The 19,406-nt window shown below is 71.2% G+C and carries 19 protein-coding genes; 5 read left to right on the top strand and 14 right to left on the bottom strand.

Annotated features, from left to right (window positions below):
* Positions 1-3 precede the first annotated feature (3 nt).
* From ACE3QY_RS17125 to ACE3QY_RS17110, 4 genes are all read right to left on the bottom strand, one after another.
* Positions 4-1,263, bottom strand: coding sequence for an aldolase (locus ACE3QY_RS17125; protein WP_374457253.1), 1,260 nt, complete (start codon positions 1,261-1,263; stop codon positions 4-6).
* A gap of 20 nt (positions 1,264-1,283) precedes the next feature.
* The gene (locus tag ACE3QY_RS17120) at positions 1,284-1,598 is read right to left on the bottom strand and encodes a hypothetical protein (RefSeq protein WP_374457252.1); all 315 of its coding nucleotides are present in this window, start codon (positions 1,596-1,598) and stop codon (positions 1,284-1,286) included.
* Positions 1,599-1,620: 22 nt separating this feature from the next.
* Positions 1,621-3,336: a sodium:solute symporter family protein gene (locus tag ACE3QY_RS17115; RefSeq protein ID WP_374457251.1), complete on the bottom strand. Its 1,716-nt coding sequence runs from the start codon at positions 3,334-3,336 to the stop codon at positions 1,621-1,623.
* Between the two features lie 91 nt (positions 3,337-3,427).
* Entirely contained in the window at positions 3,428-3,811 is a 384-nt protein-coding gene (locus ACE3QY_RS17110) for a VOC family protein (protein ID WP_374457250.1), read from the bottom strand.
* 66 nt (positions 3,812-3,877) lie between these two features.
* Here ACE3QY_RS17110 and ACE3QY_RS17105 point away from each other — a divergent pair, with 66 nt between their 5' ends.
* Both ACE3QY_RS17105 and ACE3QY_RS17100 read left to right on the top strand, forming a co-directional pair.
* Positions 3,878-4,495, top strand: coding sequence for a pyridoxamine 5'-phosphate oxidase family protein (locus ACE3QY_RS17105; protein WP_374457249.1), 618 nt, complete (start codon positions 3,878-3,880; stop codon positions 4,493-4,495).
* A 164-nt stretch (positions 4,496-4,659) separates the two neighbouring features.
* On the top strand, positions 4,660-6,126 hold the full coding sequence (locus tag ACE3QY_RS17100) for an HNH endonuclease signature motif containing protein (protein ID WP_374457248.1): 1,467 nt from the start codon (positions 4,660-4,662) through the stop codon (positions 6,124-6,126).
* A 51-nt stretch (positions 6,127-6,177) separates the two neighbouring features.
* On the opposite strand, the gene ACE3QY_RS17095 is transcribed toward ACE3QY_RS17100, so the two are convergent.
* Positions 6,178-6,573, bottom strand: a complete 396-nt coding sequence (locus ACE3QY_RS17095; RefSeq protein ID WP_374457247.1) for a DUF1801 domain-containing protein — start codon at positions 6,571-6,573, stop codon at positions 6,178-6,180.
* Positions 6,574-6,669: 96 nt separating this feature from the next.
* Here ACE3QY_RS17095 and ACE3QY_RS17090 point away from each other — a divergent pair, with 96 nt between their 5' ends.
* Entirely contained in the window at positions 6,670-7,356 is a 687-nt protein-coding gene (locus tag ACE3QY_RS17090; protein WP_374457246.1) for a GrpB family protein, read from the top strand.
* Between the two features lie 68 nt (positions 7,357-7,424).
* A complete protein-coding gene (locus tag ACE3QY_RS17085; protein WP_374457245.1) occupies positions 7,425-7,646 on the top strand; it encodes a hypothetical protein in 222 nt (73 codons plus the stop codon).
* 6 nt (positions 7,647-7,652) lie between these two features.
* On the opposite strand, the gene ACE3QY_RS17080 is transcribed toward ACE3QY_RS17085, so the two are convergent.
* Together ACE3QY_RS17080 and ACE3QY_RS17075 are read right to left on the bottom strand one after the other, a co-directional pair.
* Complete coding sequence (locus ACE3QY_RS17080; protein WP_374457244.1) at positions 7,653-7,979, bottom strand: hypothetical protein; 327 nt, start codon at positions 7,977-7,979, stop codon at positions 7,653-7,655.
* Positions 7,976-8,959 (bottom strand): magnesium transporter CorA family protein, encoded by a 984-nt coding sequence (locus tag ACE3QY_RS17075; RefSeq protein ID WP_374457243.1) that lies wholly within the window; start codon positions 8,957-8,959, stop codon positions 7,976-7,978. The genes ACE3QY_RS17080 and ACE3QY_RS17075 overlap by 4 nt, the downstream gene beginning before the upstream one ends.
* A 95-nt stretch (positions 8,960-9,054) precedes the next feature.
* On the opposite strand from ACE3QY_RS17075, the gene ACE3QY_RS17070 reads away from it, so the two are divergent.
* On the top strand, positions 9,055-9,873 hold the full coding sequence (locus ACE3QY_RS17070; RefSeq protein WP_374457242.1) for a MerR family transcriptional regulator: 819 nt from the start codon (positions 9,055-9,057) through the stop codon (positions 9,871-9,873).
* Here the strand turns inward: ACE3QY_RS17070 and ACE3QY_RS17065 are convergent.
* The 7 genes from ACE3QY_RS17065 to ACE3QY_RS17035 all read right to left on the bottom strand — a co-directional run bounded on the left by ACE3QY_RS17065 (position 9,845) and on the right by ACE3QY_RS17035 (position 19,389).
* Positions 9,845-10,318: a DUF6326 family protein gene (locus ACE3QY_RS17065; protein ID WP_374457241.1), complete on the bottom strand. Its 474-nt coding sequence runs from the start codon at positions 10,316-10,318 to the stop codon at positions 9,845-9,847. The two genes, ACE3QY_RS17070 and ACE3QY_RS17065, sit on opposite strands and share 29 nt — an antisense overlap.
* 160 nt (positions 10,319-10,478) lie before the next feature.
* The gene (gene guaA / locus ACE3QY_RS17060; RefSeq protein ID WP_374457240.1) at positions 10,479-12,056 is read right to left on the bottom strand and encodes a glutamine-hydrolyzing GMP synthase; all 1,578 of its coding nucleotides are present in this window, start codon (positions 12,054-12,056) and stop codon (positions 10,479-10,481) included.
* 255 nt (positions 12,057-12,311) lie between these two features.
* A complete protein-coding gene (locus tag ACE3QY_RS17055; protein WP_374457239.1) occupies positions 12,312-14,033 on the bottom strand; it encodes a GMC oxidoreductase in 1,722 nt (573 codons plus the stop codon).
* Positions 14,033-15,661: a succinic semialdehyde dehydrogenase gene (locus tag ACE3QY_RS17050; RefSeq protein WP_374457238.1), complete on the bottom strand. Its 1,629-nt coding sequence runs from the start codon at positions 15,659-15,661 to the stop codon at positions 14,033-14,035. Before ACE3QY_RS17050 ends, ACE3QY_RS17055 begins: the two co-directional genes overlap by 1 nt.
* Before the next feature lie 92 nt (positions 15,662-15,753).
* Positions 15,754-17,484: a glycerol-3-phosphate dehydrogenase/oxidase gene (locus ACE3QY_RS17045; protein ID WP_374457237.1), complete on the bottom strand. Its 1,731-nt coding sequence runs from the start codon at positions 17,482-17,484 to the stop codon at positions 15,754-15,756.
* Positions 17,485-17,496: 12 nt separating this feature from the next.
* Positions 17,497-18,606: a GuaB3 family IMP dehydrogenase-related protein gene (locus ACE3QY_RS17040; protein ID WP_374457236.1), complete on the bottom strand. Its 1,110-nt coding sequence runs from the start codon at positions 18,604-18,606 to the stop codon at positions 17,497-17,499.
* 138 nt (positions 18,607-18,744) lie between these two features.
* Positions 18,745-19,389: a TetR/AcrR family transcriptional regulator gene (locus ACE3QY_RS17035; RefSeq protein ID WP_374457235.1), complete on the bottom strand. Its 645-nt coding sequence runs from the start codon at positions 19,387-19,389 to the stop codon at positions 18,745-18,747.
* Positions 19,390-19,406 lie beyond the last annotated feature (17 nt).

Raw genomic sequence — 19,406 nt, 5'->3', positions numbered from 1 at the left:
TCCTCAGCCTCCAGCCTCGGCGGCGCGGTGCGCCAGTGCCTCGAGGGCTCGCGTGTCGAGCCCCGTCGCCTCGTTGACCTCCGCCGCCGTCAGCGCGCCGCAGTCGAGGCCGCGTAGCAGGAAGTCGGCCAGCGCCCGCGCCGTCGCGGGCTCGTCCAGCACGCCGGACTCCCGGCGCTCGACGTAGGTGCGGAGCCGCCCGGCCGCGGCCGCCCAGCCCTCGCGGTAGAACGCGAAGGTCGCCGCGAAGCGCGTCGGCAGCTGGGCGGGGTGCAGGTCCCAGCCCTGGTAGTAGCCGCGCTCCAGCGAGCGCCGCACGAGCCGCAGGTGGTTGGCCCACGCGGCCCGGACCTCGTCGGGGCCGCCGACCGGGAGCACGTTGGTGGACCCGTCGGAGAGGCGTACGCCGGTGCCCGCCGCGGCCGCCTGCATGACCGCCTTCGCGTGGTCGGCGACCGGGTGCTCGAGGCTCTGCTGCGCGGCCGCGATGCCGCAGTAGGCGCTGTAGTCGTAGGTGCCGTAGTGCAGGCCGGTGCATCGGCCGTCCGACGCGTGGACCATCCGCGCGACGAGGGCCGTGCCGTCCGGGCCGAGGATCGACTGCGGGGTCTCGACCTGGATCTCGAACGACAGCGCCCGCTCCCCCAGCCCGAGCGCCGCCTCGAGCCGCGCGGCGGCGTGGACCAGGGCCTCGACCTGCTCGACCGCGGTCACCTTGGGCAGCGTCACGACGAAGCCGGGCGGCAACGAGCCGTCCCGGGCCAGGCGCTCGAGGAACAACGCGAGGGTGCGGACCCCGCGGCGCCGGGTGGGCGCCTCGAAGCTCTTGAAGCGGATGCCGGTGCCGGCGGGGGCCGTGCCGTCGGCGATCGCCTCGCGCAGCTGGTCCGCGGCGCGGACGGCGTCGTGGTCCTCGTCCTCGTCGGCCCGGGTGCCGTAGCCGTCCTCGAGGTCGATGCGCAGGTCCTCGACGGGCTCGCTGCCGAGCTTGGCGCGGACCCGGGCGAGGAGGTCCTGGTCGCCGCCGAGGAGGTCGAGCAGCGCCGCCTGGTGCTCCTCGGTGGCGCGGAGGCCCGTCTCTCCGTAGTCACGCGCGAGGCCGGCGTGGAAGCGGTCCGCCGGGACGTACACCGTGTGCACCGGCTGGCGGCCGGGGCGCGCGCCCGGGTAGTGGCGGGCGAGGTCGGCGTCGGCCGCGCCCAACTGCTCGTCGAGCTCGGCGGTGAGCGCGTCGAGGTCGAGGCCGGGCACCGGGCTCTCCATGCGGAGACCCTAGACCCGCGTCAGTGGGCCGGGGGGCGCTTCCGCGTCGGCGCCGGGCGCGTCGGGTCGTCGTCGGGTCGGTCGACGTCCTCGGGGACGACGATCGGCCGGAGCCGGGCCCAGCCGAAGAAGAAGGCGGCGACCACGATGAGGGCGAGGCCGGTCCAGAGGTTGGCGTTGATGTCGCCGGTCTTCTCGAGCTCCGGGTCGCCGAAGATCCCGGCGAGCGCCAGGATCACGCCGTACACGCCCATCAGTGCGCCGATGATGTTGCGGATGTCGAAGGCGCCCGCCTTGTGGGCGCGGGTGCCTTCCGACGTGGTGTCGCTGGACATGGTGGCTCCTCTCGGTGCGGGCTCAGAAGGCGATGTTGAGGACGATGACCATCGCGAGCGCGACGCCGGCGAGTGGGACCGTACGGCGGTACCACGGGTGCGAGGCCTCGTCCGGGTCGACGAGGTCCTCCTTGGGAGTCTCGGAGTAGACCAGGCCCTTGAGCTCGGAGGCCGGCTTGGGCTCGGTGAACAGCGAGACCACGATGCTCAGCACGATGTCGACCACGAAGGCCGTCGAGGCGGCGAGGAACGCCGCGCCCTGGCCGGGCAGGTCGATCACCCCGGCCGCCGCGAGGCGGTCGACGGCGACGGCGGACAGCGTGCCGGCGACGAGGCCCACCCAGCCGGCGGTCGGGGTCATCCGCTTCCAGAACATGCCGAGGATGAACGTCGCGAACAGCGGCGCGTTGAAGAAGCCGAAGAGCGTCTGGAGGTAGTCCATGACGTTCGTGTAGCCCATCGCGATCCGGGCGGTGAAGATCGCGATGACGGTGGCCGCGACGGTCGCGAGGCGGCCGATGCGGAGGTAGTAGTCGTCGGTGTGGTCCTTGCGGATGTAGCGCTGCCACAGGTCGTAGGAGAACACCGTGTTGAAGGCGGAGATGTTGGCCGCCATGCCGGCCATGAAGGCGGCGAGCAGGCCGGCGATCGCCAGGCCGAGCAGGCCGTTGGGGAGCACGTCGCGCATCAGCAGCAGCAACGCGTCGTTGTACGCCACCCCGTCGCCGGAGGCACCTCCTGATGGACTGCCGCCGCCCTTGAGGTCGATCATCTCCTGCACGAGGACGGCCGAGATCATGCCGGGGATGATCACGATGAAGGGGATGAACATCTTCGGGAAGGCGCCGATGATCGGCGTCTTGCGGGCCGCGGAGATCGAGTCGGAGGCCATGGCGCGCTGCACCTCGACGAAGTTCGTCGTCCAGTAGCCGAAGGACAGCACGAAGCCGAGGCCGAAGACGATGCCGATCACCGAGAGCAGCGAGGAGTCGAAGCCCGACAGCGCCTGGCCGGGCCACGACTCGAGCTGCTGGGCGGCCGGAGCGACCTCGGCGCTGGCGGGCGCCTTGTCGGCCGCGGCGGTGATCTTGTCGGTGAGGCCGTCCCAGCCACCGACGCGGTGCAGGCCGATCAGCGTGAGCGGCAGGAGCGAGGCGACGATGACGAAGAACTGGAGGACCTCGTTGTAGATCGCCGCGCTCAGGCCGCCGAGGGTGATGTACGACAGCACGATGAAGCCGGCGACGACGAGGGCGATCCAGATCGGCCAGCCCAGCAGGGCGTGCACGATGCCGGCGAGCAGCGCGAGGTTCACGCCCGCGATGAGGAGCTGAGCGACGGCGAAGCTGATCGCGTTGACCAGGTGGGCACCGGTGCCGAACCGCTTGAACATGAACTCGGGGACCGAGCGGACCTTCGAGCCGTAGTAGAACGGCATCATCACGACGCCGAGGAAGAGCATCGCCGGCACCGCGCCGACCCAGAAGTAGTGCACCGTCGGCAGGCCGATCTCGGCACCGTTGGCCGACATGCCCATGATCTCGACGGCGCCGAGGTTGGCGGAGATGAACGCCAGGCCCGTGACCCAGGCCGGCAGGGAGCGCCCGGAGAGGAAGAAGTCGATCGAGTCCGAGACCGATCGACGTGCCATCACACCGATGCCGAGGACGAAGGCGAAGTAGATCGCCACCAGCAGGTAGTCGAGCCAGGATGCGTCGATCAGGGTGTCGGACGACACGCGTTACCTCCCGAGAGTCGGGGCGAGATGCAGGTGGACCACCCGCCAACCTAGACCCGGGGCCGGGTCCGCGCGACCACCCCTGCGGGCGTCACCCGCCGACCACGACCTCCACCTCGACCCCTTCGGAGCTCTCCAGGTAGAGCGCCACGTGCTCGTCGCCGCCGGCGTGCGGGTAGCGGTCGGCGTACATCTCGTGCCACCCGTGCTCCGTCGACTCGGCCCGCATCCGGTCGAGCTCCTCGCGCGTCTGGACGATCATCGCGAGGTGGTTGATGCCGGGCAGCAGCCGGTCGTGGGCGCCGTGCTGGTCGGGCGAGTGCTCCATGAACAGGTACGTCCCGTCGGTGTGCAGCCACGACCGCATGCCCTCCTCGCGCTGCCACCCGCACCACGCGAGCAGCCAGCCCCACTCCCCCTCGGCGGTCTCGACGTCGTCGACCCACAGGTCGAGGTGGTGGAGGGCTCGGGTCATGTCGTCAACGTAGACCTTCCGCGCCCGCACGCCCGGTGCCATCCTCGGATCAGGAGAGTGAGTGCCATGGACTACCGAGACTCGCACCGACGGCTGCAGGACCGCTTCGACACGCGCCGGCTCGCCGACCGCCTGGGCAGCGTCGCCGGCGACGACCTGACCGGCTTCCGCGACTTCATCGAGGCGCGGGACATGTTCTTCCTCGCGACCGCCGACGCCGACGGGCAGCCGCAGTGCTCCTACAAGGGCGGCGACCCCGGGTTCGTACGCGTGGTCGACGCCTCGACCATCGCCTTCCCGGTGTACGACGGCAACGGCATGTTCCTCAGCGTCGGCAACCTCACCGAGAACCCCCTCGTGGGCCTGCTCTTCATCGACTTCTCCCACGGGTCGCGGCTGCGCCTGACGGGCAAGGCGTCGATCGACCCGGAGGATCCCCTCGTCGCAGAGTTCCCTGGCGCGACGATGGTCGTACGCGTCCGCGCCAGCGCGGTCTTCCCGAACTGCCGGCGCTACGTCCACACCCACGGCCCGACGCAACGGTCGGTCTTCGTCCCCGTGGCGGGCGAGCAGCCCCCTGTGCCGGACTGGAAGAAGGACGAGTGGTTCGACGGCACCCTCCCCGCGGGCGACCCCGCGCTCGACGACACCCACCCGGTCGCCCCCGCCATCCCCCGCTTCTGACTCGCTGCACCCAGGTGGTCGAGTAGTCGGGCGCGGAACGAGCCCACACCACCAAAGGTGGTCGAGTAGCCGAGCGAGGCACGAGCGAAGGCGTATCGAGACCCATCCACAGAGGTCTATCCGGCCGAGGGTGACTGTCGGTGGGGTGCCGTAGTGTCGAACACATGATCGAGACGCTGGAGCGGAACACCGGGAGGGCCGCAGACGACCTCTCGGCCAGCAGCCTGCTCGCCTCGATCCGTTCCGCCCGCAACGAGGAGAACCAGGCCGCGGCCCGTCAGCTCGACCTCGCCGCCCGCTGGGCCGACCTCCACCCGCCGGAGTCGATCCACTCCGCCGCCACCTTCACCACTCCGGGCTGTGAGCACGAGGAACCCATTGCCGGGCAGGGTGCTCCGCTGGTGGCGGAGTTCTGCATCGCCGAGCTCGGCGGCGTGCTGGGGATGTCGTCGACGTCGGCGAAGAAGCTCATCGGCCAGGCGTTGGAGCTGCGGCACCGGTTGCCGCGGTTGTGGGCGCAGGTGCACGCCGGTGTCGTGCCGGCTTGGAAGGCCCGCACCGTCGCGGAGACCACCATCCACACCGTCCCCGCCCTCACCGTCGAAGCCGCTGGGTTCGTGGACGCGCAGGTGGCCGCGGTCGCCGGCCGGATCGGTCCCGCCCAGCTCGACCGACTCGTCGCCGACACCATCAAGCGCTACGTCCTCGCAGTGGCTGACCCCGCCAGTGATCCCGAGGACGGCTACCTCGCCGTCGACCCCCGTCACGCCACCCTGCGTGACGAGGACGTGCACTTCGCCGGCACCATGCGGTTCGAGGCCGAGCTCGACATCGCCGACGCCCTCGACCTCAACCACGCCGTGGCCCGCGACGCCGAGACCCAGAAGTCATTGGGCTCGACGGAGTCCCTCGACGTCCGCCGCTCCAAGGCCCTCGGCAACCTCGCCCGCACCCAAACCGCCCTCGACCTCACCACCGATGCCGCCCCTCAGATAGGTGGTCGAGCAGCCGGTGAGGATCCTCAAGGTGGTCGAGTAGCCGGTGAGGAACGAGCCGGCGTATCGAGACCCGACCTAACCGCGGCACGCCAGGTGGTGATCCACGCCCACTTCCAAGCCACAACGAACGGCGTCCAGACGGTGTTCGGTCCCACCGGCCGCATCGAGGAGGGCCAACGCCTCGTCCTGCTCGGCCAGGTCAAGGCCTGGTGCACCGGCACCCACACCAAGGTGACCATCAAGCCGGTCATCGACCTCAACGCCGAGCTGACCGCGCCGGGCTACGAGATCCCCGCCCGGATCCGCGAACAGGTCGCCCTGCGGGACCGCACCTGCGTGTTTCCCTGGTGCACCCGCCCAGCCCGACAGGCCGATGTCGACCACATCGTCGAGTACGACCACCAGGCGGAAGCCGAAGGCCGACCACAACCCGGCCCCACCACATCCAGCAACCTGGCCTGCCTGTGCCGGTTCCACCACAGGTTGAAGACGCATTCCGCGTGGACCTACCGGATGGTCGCGCCCGGGGTCGTCGAGTGGACCAGCCCCCACGGCCACCGCTACCTCCGCGACCGCACCGGCACGAGCCCGATCAACCCGGACGAGCCACCGGACCCACCCGCCCGACCATGACCCCGCCAGTCACCACGATGGCGGGGCCACAGGCACGTCCAAGGGCCGTGGTCAGCGATGACGACCCGACAGCTTGCGCCAGCCACCCCGCCGGTTGTGATCGACGATCTCTGACAGGAGGCCGATCACGGCCTCCCGGTCGATCTCGTCGTCCGCACGGATCTGGACGGCTCGAGCGGTCGCGTTGCCGTGGCCCTGGTTGATGATCCCGTGCGGATCGGTGAGCGTCGGGTCGTAGAGGAACAGGTCGATGTGCTGCTTGGTCGCCAGGAGCGCGCAGACATTGCCGTGGAGGACGAAGTAGGGCTGCACGGTCCGCTTGATCGTCTCCTCGATCTCGGGGTCGGTGGCCCAGATCAGCTCGCGGAGCTCCGTGCAGATCGCCTGCTGCCACTCGGGCAGCTGCGCGATGTACGCATCGACCCCGGGGTGTGCCCTCTCGTTCACGCGGCCCCTCCGAGTGCATCACACGCCAGCGCCTGTGCCAGCCGACTCTTGCCCACGCCCGACGGCCCACCGACCAGCACCAGGGAGAGCCCGTCCATGAGCAGATCATCCACGCCCGGCACGATCGGCGGAACCCACGGGCACGACGTCCTGTGGTGTGATCAGCGCGTGCCGTCGCCCGAGGAGATCGTCCGCCACCGAGACGAGGGCGAGGTGGTCTACGTCGGTGCGCACCCCACCGGCTACGTCATGCGCATCGTCGAGCCCGATCCCAGCTGGCCGCAGCGCTACGCCGAGCTCGAGGCCCGGATCTCGGCGGCCCTGGGCGACCGGCTCCTCGCCATCCAGCACATCGGCTCGACGTCGGTCCCGGGACTCCCGGCCAAGCCGATCATCGACATCGACCTGGCCGTCGCCGACCCGGCCGACGAGGCGGCGTACGCACCGGCGCTCGAGTCGATCGGCCTCGTCCACTGGCTCACCGAACCGGACTGGCACCAGCACCGGCTGTTCAAGCTGCTGACGGAGCCGCGGGTCCACCTGCACGTGTTCGGTCCCGACTGCCCGGAGATGGTCCGGCACCAGCTGTTCCGCGACTGGCTGGTCGCCCACCCGGAGGACCGCGCGGCGTACGCCGACGCGAAGCGCTCCGCGCTGGCCACCCTCGACGCGACGGGCGACGACCACGGGGCGCTGGGCTTCGGGATGCGATACAACGCCATCAAGGAGCCCGTCGTGCACGACATCTACCAGCGCATGTTCCGCGCCGCCGGGCTGCTGTGAGCCGCCAAAATTGAGCAGATTCCCGCCGGTTCGCCGCAAGAACGCCTGCCCGGGGGGACCCTCGGCTCATGTCGGGGGTCCAGGTCGAGCGAGCGCCGTGGGTCAGCGTGCTGGGGAGCATCGCTGACGACTTCGCCGCGCGTGCACTGGCGCAGGAGCTCTGCCGCGACCGGGCCCGGCCCGGCACGGGGGTGCACCACATGCACGCCCACTCCGCGACCTTGTGGCGCCAGGCCGAGAGCAGCCTGCGCGCGCGGATCGATGAGCTCGAGCTCGGCTCGATCTCGTAGTCGGGCTCAGAGCCCGAGGACGGCCGCGCAGACCAGGTAGGTCTCGGCCACGACGTCCGGCTCGTCGAGACCCGACGGGTCCTCGGCCACCGCGAGCGAGCGGGCCAGCACCGCGGCCGACGGGTCGACGGCGGTCAGGTCGGCGGCGAGGTGGCGTACGACGACCGCGGCGTCCGCGTCGGACAGCGAGTCGAGGGCGAGGCTGTTGTCCAGCATCGTGGCTGCCTCCCGCATCAGCTCGCGGGCCGTCGCGAGGTCGACCTCGGGCCGCGCGGCGGCGACGGCCGAGGCAGCCGCCTCGAACTCGGCGTGGAGCAGCTCGTCGGTGCTCACCACCACCCCTGCTTCTTCGTCCAGCGCAGCAGCAGGCCGCTGATCGAGGCCATCACGAGCAGCACGAGCACCAGCTGGGTCAGGTGCGTGGAGTCGTTGACGATGACGTTCATGCCGTAGATGCTTGCCAGCGCGGTCACCGGAAGCGTGATGGCGGCGATGACCGCCAGCCGCTCCATCGCCACGGTCATCTTCGTGGTGACCCGGGTCTGGTAGAGGTCGATCACGCCGAACAGGAAGTGGCTCTCGCCGTCGGCGAGGCTGCGCAGCCGGTCGAACTGCTCGGCCAGGTCGCCGGCGTACGACCGCTCCACCTCCGGCACCACCCGGTCCAGGCCGCGGATGCGGGCGTAGATCTCGTGCGACTGCGCGCTCATCGTGCGCACCGTGATGAGCTCGTGCCGGATCAGGAAGAGGCGTTCGAGCAGCTCCTCGGGACGCCGGAAGTCACTGGACATCGCCAGCTGCTCCAGGGCCGGGAGGCTCTCGGCGACGCTGCTCACCACCTCGCGCTGGGACCGGACCACCGCCGAGCCGATGGCGTGCGAGAGCTCTGCCGGCGAGGTCGGTCGGAAGGTGCCACGCTCGATGCGGCCGCGCACCGCGACGGTCTCGCGCACCGACTCGGCGGGATCCACGACGGGGTTGATCGGCCCGTGCACGGTCACGAGGTAGCGGCGGCCGACGAGCTGGTCCAGCTCGAGCAGGTGCACGTGCCCGGCGTCGCCCGCGAACGGCGAGTGCAGGACGACGAACACGTGATCGGCGTAGCCGTGCAGGGTCGGCACGTGGTTGCGCTGCCGGCACGCCGCCACCACGAGCGGATGGGCGTGGACGACCTCGGTGAGGAGCCGCTCGACCTGCTCGTCGTCGGCCTGCGCGTCGACCCAGACGAAGCCGTCGGTGCGCTCGAGCTGCGTCGTCAGCTGCGCGGCGTCGAAGGATCGGATCCCGTCGGGATGCACGAACCACAGGTCCATCTGCTCAGAGTGGCACCAGCACGCGGCCGGCGCGACGGCAATCGCCCGCTGCCCTTGACCCTGACACCGTGTCAGGGCCTAGAAACGGGGAAATCATGTTGACCATCGGAGAGTTCGCCCGGTTCGCCGGGGTGTCGGTGCGCCGCCTGCGGCACTACGACGCCCTCGGCCTGCTGCCGCCGGCCTCCGTCGACCCCGTCACCGGCTACCGGCACTACACCGCTGGTCAGTTCCGACGGCTGCACCGGCTGCTGGCCCTCCAGGACCTCGGGTTCACCCTCGAGCAGATGGGACCGGTGCTGGACGCGCAGGTGGGTGCGCACGAGATGCGCGCGATGCTGCTCGCCCGGCGTGCCGAGGTGTCCGACGCGATCGCCGCCGACCGGGCTCGACTGGGGCGGATCGAGGCGAGGCTCCGGCTCATCGAGAGGGAGATCGCCATGCCAGACCTGCAGTTCGAGGACAAGCCGTTGCCCGCGGTGCTGCTCGCCCAGCTCACCGACGAGGTGGAGAGCGTCGAGGAGATCGGACCACGCATCGGGCCGATGTTCGGCCGCCTGATGGGTGGCGTGATGGAGGCCGGCATCGAGCCCGCCGGGCCGAACGTCGCGTGGTACGAGGGGCGCGGGGAGCGCACCGGCATCGGTGCTGCCGTTCCCATCACCGAGGACACACGCGCCCGGGCCGAGGGAGTCGCGGGCGTCGAGGTGACCACGCTGCCCGTGGTCGACCGCGCCGTCACCGTCGTGCACCACGGCGCGATGGACACCATCGGAGAGACGTGGCAGGCCCTGGAGGCCGAGGTCGAGCGCCGTGGGCTCCGCTCGGTCGGCAGGTGCCGTGAGGTCTACCTCGAGGAGCCGCAGGACAACCCGGACGCCTGGGTCACCGAGCTCCAGCAACCCGTGGAGTAGGAACGGCAGCGGTCTGCGGCGTGGGGCGCCAGGTCCACGCGAGGCGCACGATCAGGGCGAGGAGGGCGAGCTCGAGGACGACGCCGAGGACGTAGAAGAACCGCCAGGACTCCCCCATCGCGCCCGCCAGGTTGAAGAGCGCGAACGGCCCCTGCACCGCCGCCACGGCGAGGTTCGCCACGCGGTTCCACCGGGCGGGGAGCGTGACGGACAGCGTGATCATGAGGATCGGGACGGCCAGGAGGGAGAGCGCCGTGATCGCCCAGGTGGGCGTGACGTCGAACTCCCAGACCTTGCCGACCAGGATGTCGTCGACGACGCCGGGCTTGTAGAAGGCGAGGATGTCGACGTAGACGTAGAGGAACATGAAGCTCGTCCACCCTGCGGCGAGCTTGGCTTGCACGGGGATCGGCTGGGCTTCGATCGTGCTGGTGGGTGTGCTCATCGTGGGCTCCGTCGTCTCGGGGATCGGTCAGATCCACGATCCCGCCGCGCGAGCTTCCAGGCCTCGACCCCGGGGCCGGATCAACCGGCCGATGGCACGACCCTCGCCTCGTCCTTTCGGCCGAGGTGTGCCCGAAGGCGCCCATGAGCACGGGCCCGGCTCACTCCCACTCGATGGTGCCCGGCGGCTTGGAGGTGATGTCGAGGGTGACCCGGTTGACCTCGGCCACCTCGTTGGTGATGCGCGTCGAGATCCGCTCCATCACGTCGTAGGGAAGGCGCGCCCAGTCGGCCGTCATCGCGTCCTCGGAGGTGACCGGCCGGATCACGACGGGGTGGCCGTAGGTCCGACCGTCACCCTGGACGCCGACGGAGCGTACGTCGGCGAGCAGGACGACCGGCATCTGCCAGATGTCGCGGTCCAGGCCGGCGCGGGTCAGCTCCTGGCGGGCGATCGCGTCGGCGCGGCGCAGGATGTCGAGCCGGTCGGCGGTCACCTCGCCGATGATGCGGATGCCGAGGCCCGGCCCCGGGAACGGCTGACGCCACACCATCTCGGCGGGCAGGCCGAGCTGCTCGCCGACGAGGCGCACCTCGTCCTTGAACAGGGTGCGCAGCGGCTCGACCAGCTCGAACTCGAGGTCCTCGGGCAGGCCGCCGACGTTGTGGTGGGACTTGATGTTGGAGGTGCCGGCACCGCCGCCCGACTCGACGACGTCGGGGTAGAGCGTGCCCTGCACCAGGAAGCCGACCTTCTCGCCCTGGTCGGCGGCCTCGCCGAGCACCTCGACCTCGGCCGCCTCGAAAGCCCGGATGAACTCGCGGCCGATGATCTTGCGCTTCTCCTCCGGGTCGGTGACCCCGGAGAGCGCGGCGAGGAAGGTGTCGCGGGCGTCGTAGACGTGGAGGTTGACCCCGGTCGCGGCGACGAAGTCGCGCTCGACCTGCTCGGCCTCCCCTTCGCGGAGCAGCCCGTGGTCGACGAAGACGCAGTGCAGCCGGTCGCCGATCGCCCGCTGCACGATGGCCGCCGCGACGGCGGAGTCGACGCCGCCCGAGAGCCCGCAGATGGCCAGTCCGCCGTCGCCGATCTGGTCACGGACCCGCTCGATCTGCTCCTCGGCGATGTTGAGCATCGTCCAGGTCTGGCGGGCGCCGGCGATGTGGTGGAGGAAGTGCTCCAGCACCTTCTGGCCGTGCTCGGAGTGCAGCACCTCCGGGTGCCACTGGACGCCGGCGAGCCCGCGGCCGACGTCCTCGAACGCCGCCACCGGGGTGTCAGCGGTCGAGGCGAGCACCGTGAAGCCCTCGGGCGCCCTGGCGACCGAGTCGCCGTGCGACATCCAGACCCGGTGCTCGGCCGGGATGCCCTCGAGGAGGGTGCCCGGCTCGGAGACCGTCACGGGCGTACGTCCGTACTCCCTCGCGCCGGTGTGGGCGACCTCGCCGCCGAGGCCCTTGGCCATCAGCTGGAAGCCGTAGCACATGCCGAAGACCGGCACCCCGGCCGTGAACACGTGGTCGTCGATCCCGGGCGCACCCTCGGCGTACACGCTCGAGGGACCGCCGGACAGGATGATCGCCTTCGGGTTGCGCGCCAGCATCTCCGCCACCGGCATCGTGTGCGGGACGATCTCGGAGTAGACCCGCGCCTCACGCACGCGCCGCGCGATCAGCTGGGCGTACTGCGCGCCGAAGTCGACGACGAGGACCAGGTCGTGCTCTGCAGGCTGCGTCACGAGCGGAGTCTATCGACGCAACGCTCGGATCGATCAGCCCGGCCGAGGGGTTGGATTTCGGCTGCGAAACGCACCAGGGCCCGGTCGGGGAGGGAGGGTTGACCGGGCCCTGGTGCTTTGCTCCCAGCCGCTGCAGGACAGCGTCCGAGAAAGAGGAGTCCGACCCTTGGGAGGGAGCATGACTGCCGGACCCCTCACCCGGCCCAACGAACCCTGTGGGGCGTGGTTACGGCCCCTTCGGATGTATTTCGGGCGTCAGCTGACGCCCACGATGGGGAGCCGCAGGGCGCCCGGCGCGGCGTCGGGCACGACCGGGTTCTTCGGCTCCACCGTGACGACCTGGCGGTAGGCGGAGCCCAGCGCCGGGCGCGGGTCGGCCTCGCCCTTGTTGGGCCAGAACGCCATCGCCCGCTCGGCCTGCGCGGTGATCGTCAGCGACGGGTTGACACCGAGGTTGGCCGAGATCGCCGAGCCGTCGACCACGTGCAGGCCCTCGTGGCCGTAGAGCCGCTGCCACGGGTCGACGACACCCGACTCCGGGGTGTCGCCGATGGTGCAGCCGCCGATGAAGTGGGCCGTGAGCGGCCGGTCGAAGGGCTCGCCCACGTTGCCGCCGGGGGTGCCGCCCATGACGTCCGCCATCCGCCGCACGGCGTCGTACGCCACCGGGATGTACGTCGGGTTGGGCAGGCCGTGGCCCTGCTCGCTGGTCATCCGCCAGCCGAACCGGCCCTTGACCCCCTTGGTGGTGATCGAGTTGTCGAGGGTCTGCATCACCAGCGCGACCACGGTGCGTTCGGACCAGTGCCTGAAGTCGTAGAGGTCGAGGGCCGTGCGCCGCTGCGCCCAGAGCTCGCGCAGCCAGGTGCGCACCCGTGACGTGCCGGGCGTCTCGTCGGCGAGCACCGTCTGCAGCAGCGCCATCGCGTTGGAGCCCTTGCCGTAGCGCACCGGCTCGATGTGGGTGACGTCGTCGGGATGCCACGAGGACGTGATCGCGACACCCTCGGTGTAGTCGACCGGGTCGCCCGAGGGTGCGAGGGCACCCAGGATCGACTCGGAGTTGGTGCGGGTCAGCATGCCGAGGCGGTCGCTGATGCCGGGAAGGTCGCCCTCGCCCTTGAGCTGGTGGAGCAGCTTCTGGGTGCCGAGCGCGGCAGCGGAGAAGACCACCTGGTCGGCGGTGAACGTCTTGGTGGCCGTCCGCCGCGACAGCTTGGCCTTGGTCCACCGGGCGGTGACCTCGTAGCCACCGCCCGCGCGAGGGCGTACGCGCGTCACCGTCGTCAGCGGGTGCACCACGGCCCCGGCCTGCTCGGCGAGGTGCAGGTAGTTCTTCACCAAGGTGTTCTTGGCGTTGTGGCGGCAGCCGGTCATGCACTCACCGCAGTTGAGGCAGGCGTTGCGCGCCGGGCCGGCGCCGCCGAAGAACGGGTCCTCGACCCGCTCGCCGCCCTGCGCGTCGGGCCCGCCGAAGAACACCCCGACCGGCGTCGGGTGGAAGGTCTCGCCGACGCCCATGTCGTCGGCGACCTGCTTCATCACCTCGTCGGCCGGCGTGTGGCGGGGGTTGTCCACGACGCCGAGCATCCGCTTGGCCTGGTCGTAGTAGGGCGCGAGCTCGACCTTCCAGTCGGTGATGTGCGCCCAGGACGGGTCGCGGTAGAAGGCGTCGAGCGGCTCGTAGAGCGTGTTGGCGTAGACCAGCGACCCACCGCCGACGCCCGCGCCCGCCAGGATCATGCAGTCCTTGACCATGTCGATGCGCTGGATGCCGTAGAAGCCCAGCGAGGGCGCGAACAGGAAGCGCTTCGCGTCGAACGACGTCGCCGGGAAGTCGTCGTCCTCGAACCGCGCGCCCGCCTCGAGCACGCCGACCGTGTAGCCCTTCTCGGTCAGGCGCAGCGCGGTGACCGAGCCGCCGAAGCCGGACCCGATGACCAGGACGTCGTAGTGCTTGGCTTCGGGGGCGGTCATCAGGCGCGGCCCAACTTGTTGAGCAGCCGCAGCGAGGCGGTGAGCACCTTGGCGTTGGTCTCCTCCGACATGCCGAACATCGGCGCGATCGGCACCAGTCGCTGCGTCGCGACGGACTGCGACTCGGTGTAGCGGTGGATGCCCTCTGCGCCCTGCCGCCGGCCCATGCCCGACTCGCGCATCCCGCCCATCGGGGCGCCGAGCGAGCCGAAGGTGGCGCCGTAGGCCTCGTTCACGTTGACGGTGCCGCACTTGATGCGCCTGGCGACGGCTCGGCCGCGCGCGCCGTCACGGGTGTAGACCGAGGCGTTCAGGCCGTACTGCCCGTCGTTGGCGCGCTCGACGGCCTCGTCCTCGCTGTGGAAGCGGTAGAGCGAGACGACCGGGCCGAAGGTCTCCTTGCCGAAGCACTCCATGTCGGCCGAGACGCCCTCGAGGATCGTGGGCTCGAAGACGAACGGGCCGAGGTCGGGCCGGTGCCGGCCGCCGGTGAGCACGGTCGCGCCCTTGGCCACGGCGTCCTCGACGTGGGCGGTGACGGTGTCGAGCTGCGCCTGCGAGATCAGCGACCCCATGTCGACGCTCCACTCGTGGCTCGCCCCGAGCGTCATCGCCTGCGTGCGCGAGACGAACGCGTCGACGAACCGGTCGTAGACCTGGTCGGCGACGAAGAGACGCTCCATCGAGACGCAGAGCTGTCCGGCGTTGGAGAACACGGCGCGTACGGCACCCTCCGCCGCGCGGTGCACGTCGGCGTCGCGCAGGACCAGCATCGGGTTCTTGCCGCCGAGCTCGAGCGAGCAGCCGATCAGCCGCTCGGCGCACTGCTGCGCGATCAGCCGGCCGGTCGCGGTCGAGCCGGTGAAGCAGATGTAGTCGGCCTTCGCGATCATCGCGCCGCCGACCTCCGGCCCGGGACCGGCGACCACCTGCCACACCTCCGGCGGGAAGCCGGCCTCGTCGAGCAGCTGCGCGGCGAGCAGCGCGGTCAGCATCGTCTGCGCGTCGGGCTTGGCCACGACCGCGTTGCCGGCGAGCAGGGCCGGGATGCCGTCGCACAACGCCATGGTGAGCGGGTAGTTCCAGGGCGAGATGATCCCGACGACGCCCTTGGGCACCCGGCTGACCTCGGCCCGGGTGAGCACCGGGAACATGCCGCCGACGCGGCGGGTGTCGAGGTGCTCGTGGGCGGTGCGGGCGTAGTAGCGAGCCGTCAGCGCGAGGTGGGCGACCTCGAGGTAGGCGTCCTTGCGCGCCTTGCCGGACTCCCAGACGACGAGGTCGATGAGCTCGTCCTGGCGGTCGAGGAGGAGGTCGTGCAGGCGGAGCAGCGCCGCGGCCCGGTCGTCGACCGACGTCGCGGCCCAGGCCGCCTGCGCCCTCCGGGCCCGGGTGAACGCCTCGGCCACGTCGGCGCTGCTGGACTGCGGCACGTGCGCGAGCGGGGTGCCGCCGATCGGGGACGCGACGGCGTGGGTCTCGCCGGTCGAGCTGACCACGCGTCGCGTCAGGGCGGCGACGTACGAGCGGTCGAGGCCGTAGGTGGCCGTGGCGTCGTGCTCGGGGTCGGCGGGGCCTTCGGTGACGGGGCCACTCGAGTCGGGAGAGGTGTGGCTGTGCTCACTCATCCTCGCAGCGTAGGTCGCCGTCGGCGGCGTTGCTACCGGTTGGTCACTTCATCCCAACATTCGACACTTCGCGACCATTTGTCAACGGGCCGTCAGACGATGTCCGGCGCCTTCACCCGGGCCTCGTCGGCCTCCTGGTCGGTCGGCATCAGCTGGCTCTGCCGCTCTGCCTCGACGCGCCGCAGGTAGTGGTCGACCTCGTCGTCACGCTGCGCGTCGTCCCAGCCGAGCGCCTCGGCCATCAGCTCGGCCGCCGGGCGGGCCGCGGTGATGCCGCGGTCGAAGGTCTCGATCGAGACGCGGGTGCGCCGCGCGAGCACGTCGTCGAGGTGCCGGGCCCCCTCGTGGGTCACCGCGTAGAGCACCTCGGCGCGCAGGTAGTGCTCGGCGCCGGGCAGCGGCTCGCCCAGCTCCGGGCGCTCGTGGATGAGCGCCAGCACCTCGTCGACGAGGCCGCCGTAGCGACCCAGCAGGTGGTCGATGACGCCGATGTCGAGCCCGGACGATCGACTCAGCGCGACGCGCTGGTTGGTGCGCGCCTCGAAGCCCCACGCGCCCATCAGCGGCACCCGGTCGGTGATCGACGGGAGGGCGTGGTCGGGGCCGTCCCCTGCATGGCGCAGCGCGTGGTCGACCGCGTCCCTCGCCATGACCCGGTACGTCGTCAGCTTGCCGCCGGCGACCAGCACGAGGCCCGGCACGGGACTGGCGACCGTGTGCTCGCGGGAGAGCTTGGTGGTCTCGCCGCCGTTGCTCTCCCCCTGCTTCTTCACCGCCTTCAGCAGCGGCCGCAGGCCGGCGTAGACGCCCACCACGTCACGGTGGTCGAGGGGGTCCTTGAGCAGCCGGTTGACGTGGCCGAGCAGGTAGTCGATGTCGGCCTTGCTGGCCGCGGGGTGCGCCAGGTCGAGGTCCCACGGGGTGTCGGTCGTCCCGATGATCCAGAACTGGCCCCACGGGATCACGAAGAGCACGGACTTCTCGGTCTTGGTGATGAAGCCGCACTCGGAGCGGATCCGGTCCTTGGGCACGACGAGGTGGATGCCCTTGCTGGCGTCGACGTCGAGCTGGGCACGCCCGCCGAGGACCTCCTGCACCTCGTCGGTCCACACGCCGGCCGCGTTGATGACGACCTTGGCGCGGATCTCGAGGTCGCGCCCGTCCTCGAGGTCGCGCACGGTGGCCCCGACGACGCGGTCGCTGTCGCGCAGGAAGCCGGTCACCTTGGTGCGCGTCGCGACGTGCGCGCCGTTGTTGGCGGCGGTCCGCGCGATGGTCATCACGAGGCGGGCGTCGTCGACCTGGCAGTCGTAGTAGCGGATCGCGCCGTGGAGGTCGTCGGTGCGGATGTCCGGCGCCATCCGGGCGAGCTGCTTGCGGAAGACGTGCTTGTGCTTCGGCACGCCCATGTCGTACTTGCCGGTCATCGCCATGCCGTCGTAGAGCGCGACGCCGGCGCCGACGTAGGGGCGCTCCCACGCGTGGTGCAGCGGGTAGAGGAACGGCACCGGGCGGACCAGGTGCGGCGCCAGCCGGGTGAGCAGCAGGCCGCGCTCCTCCAGCGCCTCCTTGACCAGCGCGAAGTCGAACATCTCGAGGTAGCGCAGGCCGCCGTGGACCAGCTTGGAGGAGCGGGAGGACGTGCCCGAGGCGAGGTCGCGCTGCTCGACCAGGCCGACCTTGAGCCCGCGGGTCACCGCGTCGAGCGCGGCGCCCGCACCGACGATCCCGCCGCCGACGACGAGCACGTCGAGCTCACCCGAGCCGAGCTGCTGGAGGGCGTCTGCCCGCTGGTCGGCGTCGAGGGCCTTGGCAAGCGTCATGTGTCCAGTCTGTCAGTGCTGGACGACGACCTCGATGCGCTGGAACTCCTTGACCTCGGTGTAGCCCGTGGTCGCCATCGCCCGGCGGAGGGCGCCGACGAGGTTCATCGTGCCGTCGGCGACGCTCGAGGGGCCGAACATGATCTCGTGCAGGGTGCCCACGGGCGCGAACTCCACACGCTCGCCGCGCGGCAGGTCGGCGTGCGTGGCCTCGCTGCCCCAGTGGAAGCCCCGGCCGGGCGCCTCGGTGGCGCGGGCCAGCGGCGAGCCGATCATCACCGCGTCGGCGCCGCACGCGATCGCCTTGGCGATGTCGCCCGAGCTGCCGATCGAGCCGTCGGCGATGACGTGGACGTAGCGGCCGCCGGACTCGTCGAGGTAGTCGCGCCGGGCGGCGGCGACGTCGGCGACCGCGCTGGCCATCGGGACCGCGACGCCGAGGACGGTGCGCGTGGTGTGGGCGGCGCCGCCGCCGAACCCGACCAGCACGCCGGCGGCGCCGGTGCGCATCAGGTGGAGCGCGGCCTGGTAGGTCGCGCAGCCGCCGACGATGACGGGGACGTCGAGCTCGTAGATGAACTCCTTGAGGTTCAGCGGCTCGGACTGGCTACTCACGTGCTCGGCGCTCACCGTGGTGCCACGGATGACGAACATGTCGACGCCCGCGTCGACCACGGCCTTGACATGGTCCTTGGTGCGCTGCGGCGACAGGGAGCCGGCGACGGTGACGCCGGCGGCGCGCATCTCCTTGAGCCGGGCGGTGATCAGCTCGGGCTTGATCGGCTCGGTGTAGATCTGCTGCATCCGGCGGGTGGCCTCGGCGCCGGTCAGGGCGGCGACCTCCTCGAGCAGGCCGGTCGGGTCGTCGTAGCGCGTCCAGAGGCCCTCGAGGTTGAGCACACCGAGCCCGCCCATCTGGCCGAGCGCGATCGCGGTGGAGGGCGACATGACCGAGTCCATCGGCGCGGCCACGACCGGGATGTCGAAGCGGTAGGCGTCGATCTGCCAGGCGGTGCTGACCTCCTCGGGGTCGCGGGTGCGCCGGGAGGGCACGATCGCGATGTCGTCGAAGGAGTACGCCCGACGGCCGCGCTTGGCGCGGCCGATCTCGATCTCGGTCATGGCGGAGAGCCTATCGGCGAGCAGCAGGTCCGGCCGGGCCCCCACCCGACCGGACCTTCTGGGCCCGGCATCCAACCCCCACAATTGGATCCGGTCACATCGTACCCAATTCGGGTGAGCATGCGCCCCGATCCGGGATCAGCGTCCGGCAGGTGGACCGTCGATGGCCGCCCTCAGCGACCGGCGCAGCCAGGTGGCGTACCGCTCGGGCGTCCAGCCGCGTTGCTCGGCCAGGGTCAAGTAGGTCTCGGAACGGGTGAGCAGGTAGACCTCGTCGACCGCGTCGGGGGCCGCCTGCCCGGCGGTGAGCCGGTGGGCCACCTCCGCGCAGACCACGGCATGACCCTGGTGCGCGGCGCGCACGAGCTCACGGAGGGCCGGGTCCTGCTCGGCCCCGTGCCCCAGCACCCCCACGAGCGGACCCATGCGTACGACGGTCGCGGTGACGAACTCGACGAACCGGTCGAGCCGCACGTCGAGGTCGGGCTCGTCCTCGAGCCGCAGCTGCGCGAAGGCCTGCTGCAGCCCGCCGCGGCGACCGAAGCCGGCCGACCGGAAGGCCGCCATGAAGAGGCCGGCCTTGCCCCCGAACGTCTTGGTGACCAGCTCGACCGAGACCCCGGACTCCTCGGCCACGAGGGCCAGCGTCGTGCCGTTCCAGCCGTGCTCGGCGAACAGCCGGGCCGCCACCTCCGCGACGTGGAGCCGTCGCCGCTCGGCGGCCGCGCGACGCCCGCTGGCGTCGTACGGGCGGCGTGCCGGGGCGGCGTCGCTCTCCTCCACCCCGCGAGCCTAGGTGG

It is taken from the genome of Nocardioides sp. (assembly GCF_041913365.1).
Taxonomy (GTDB): Bacteria; Actinomycetota; Actinomycetes; order Propionibacteriales; family Nocardioidaceae; genus Nocardioides.
The sequence above is the reverse complement of the archived record's forward strand: the minus strand, read 5'-3'. Positions and strand labels throughout refer to the sequence as shown.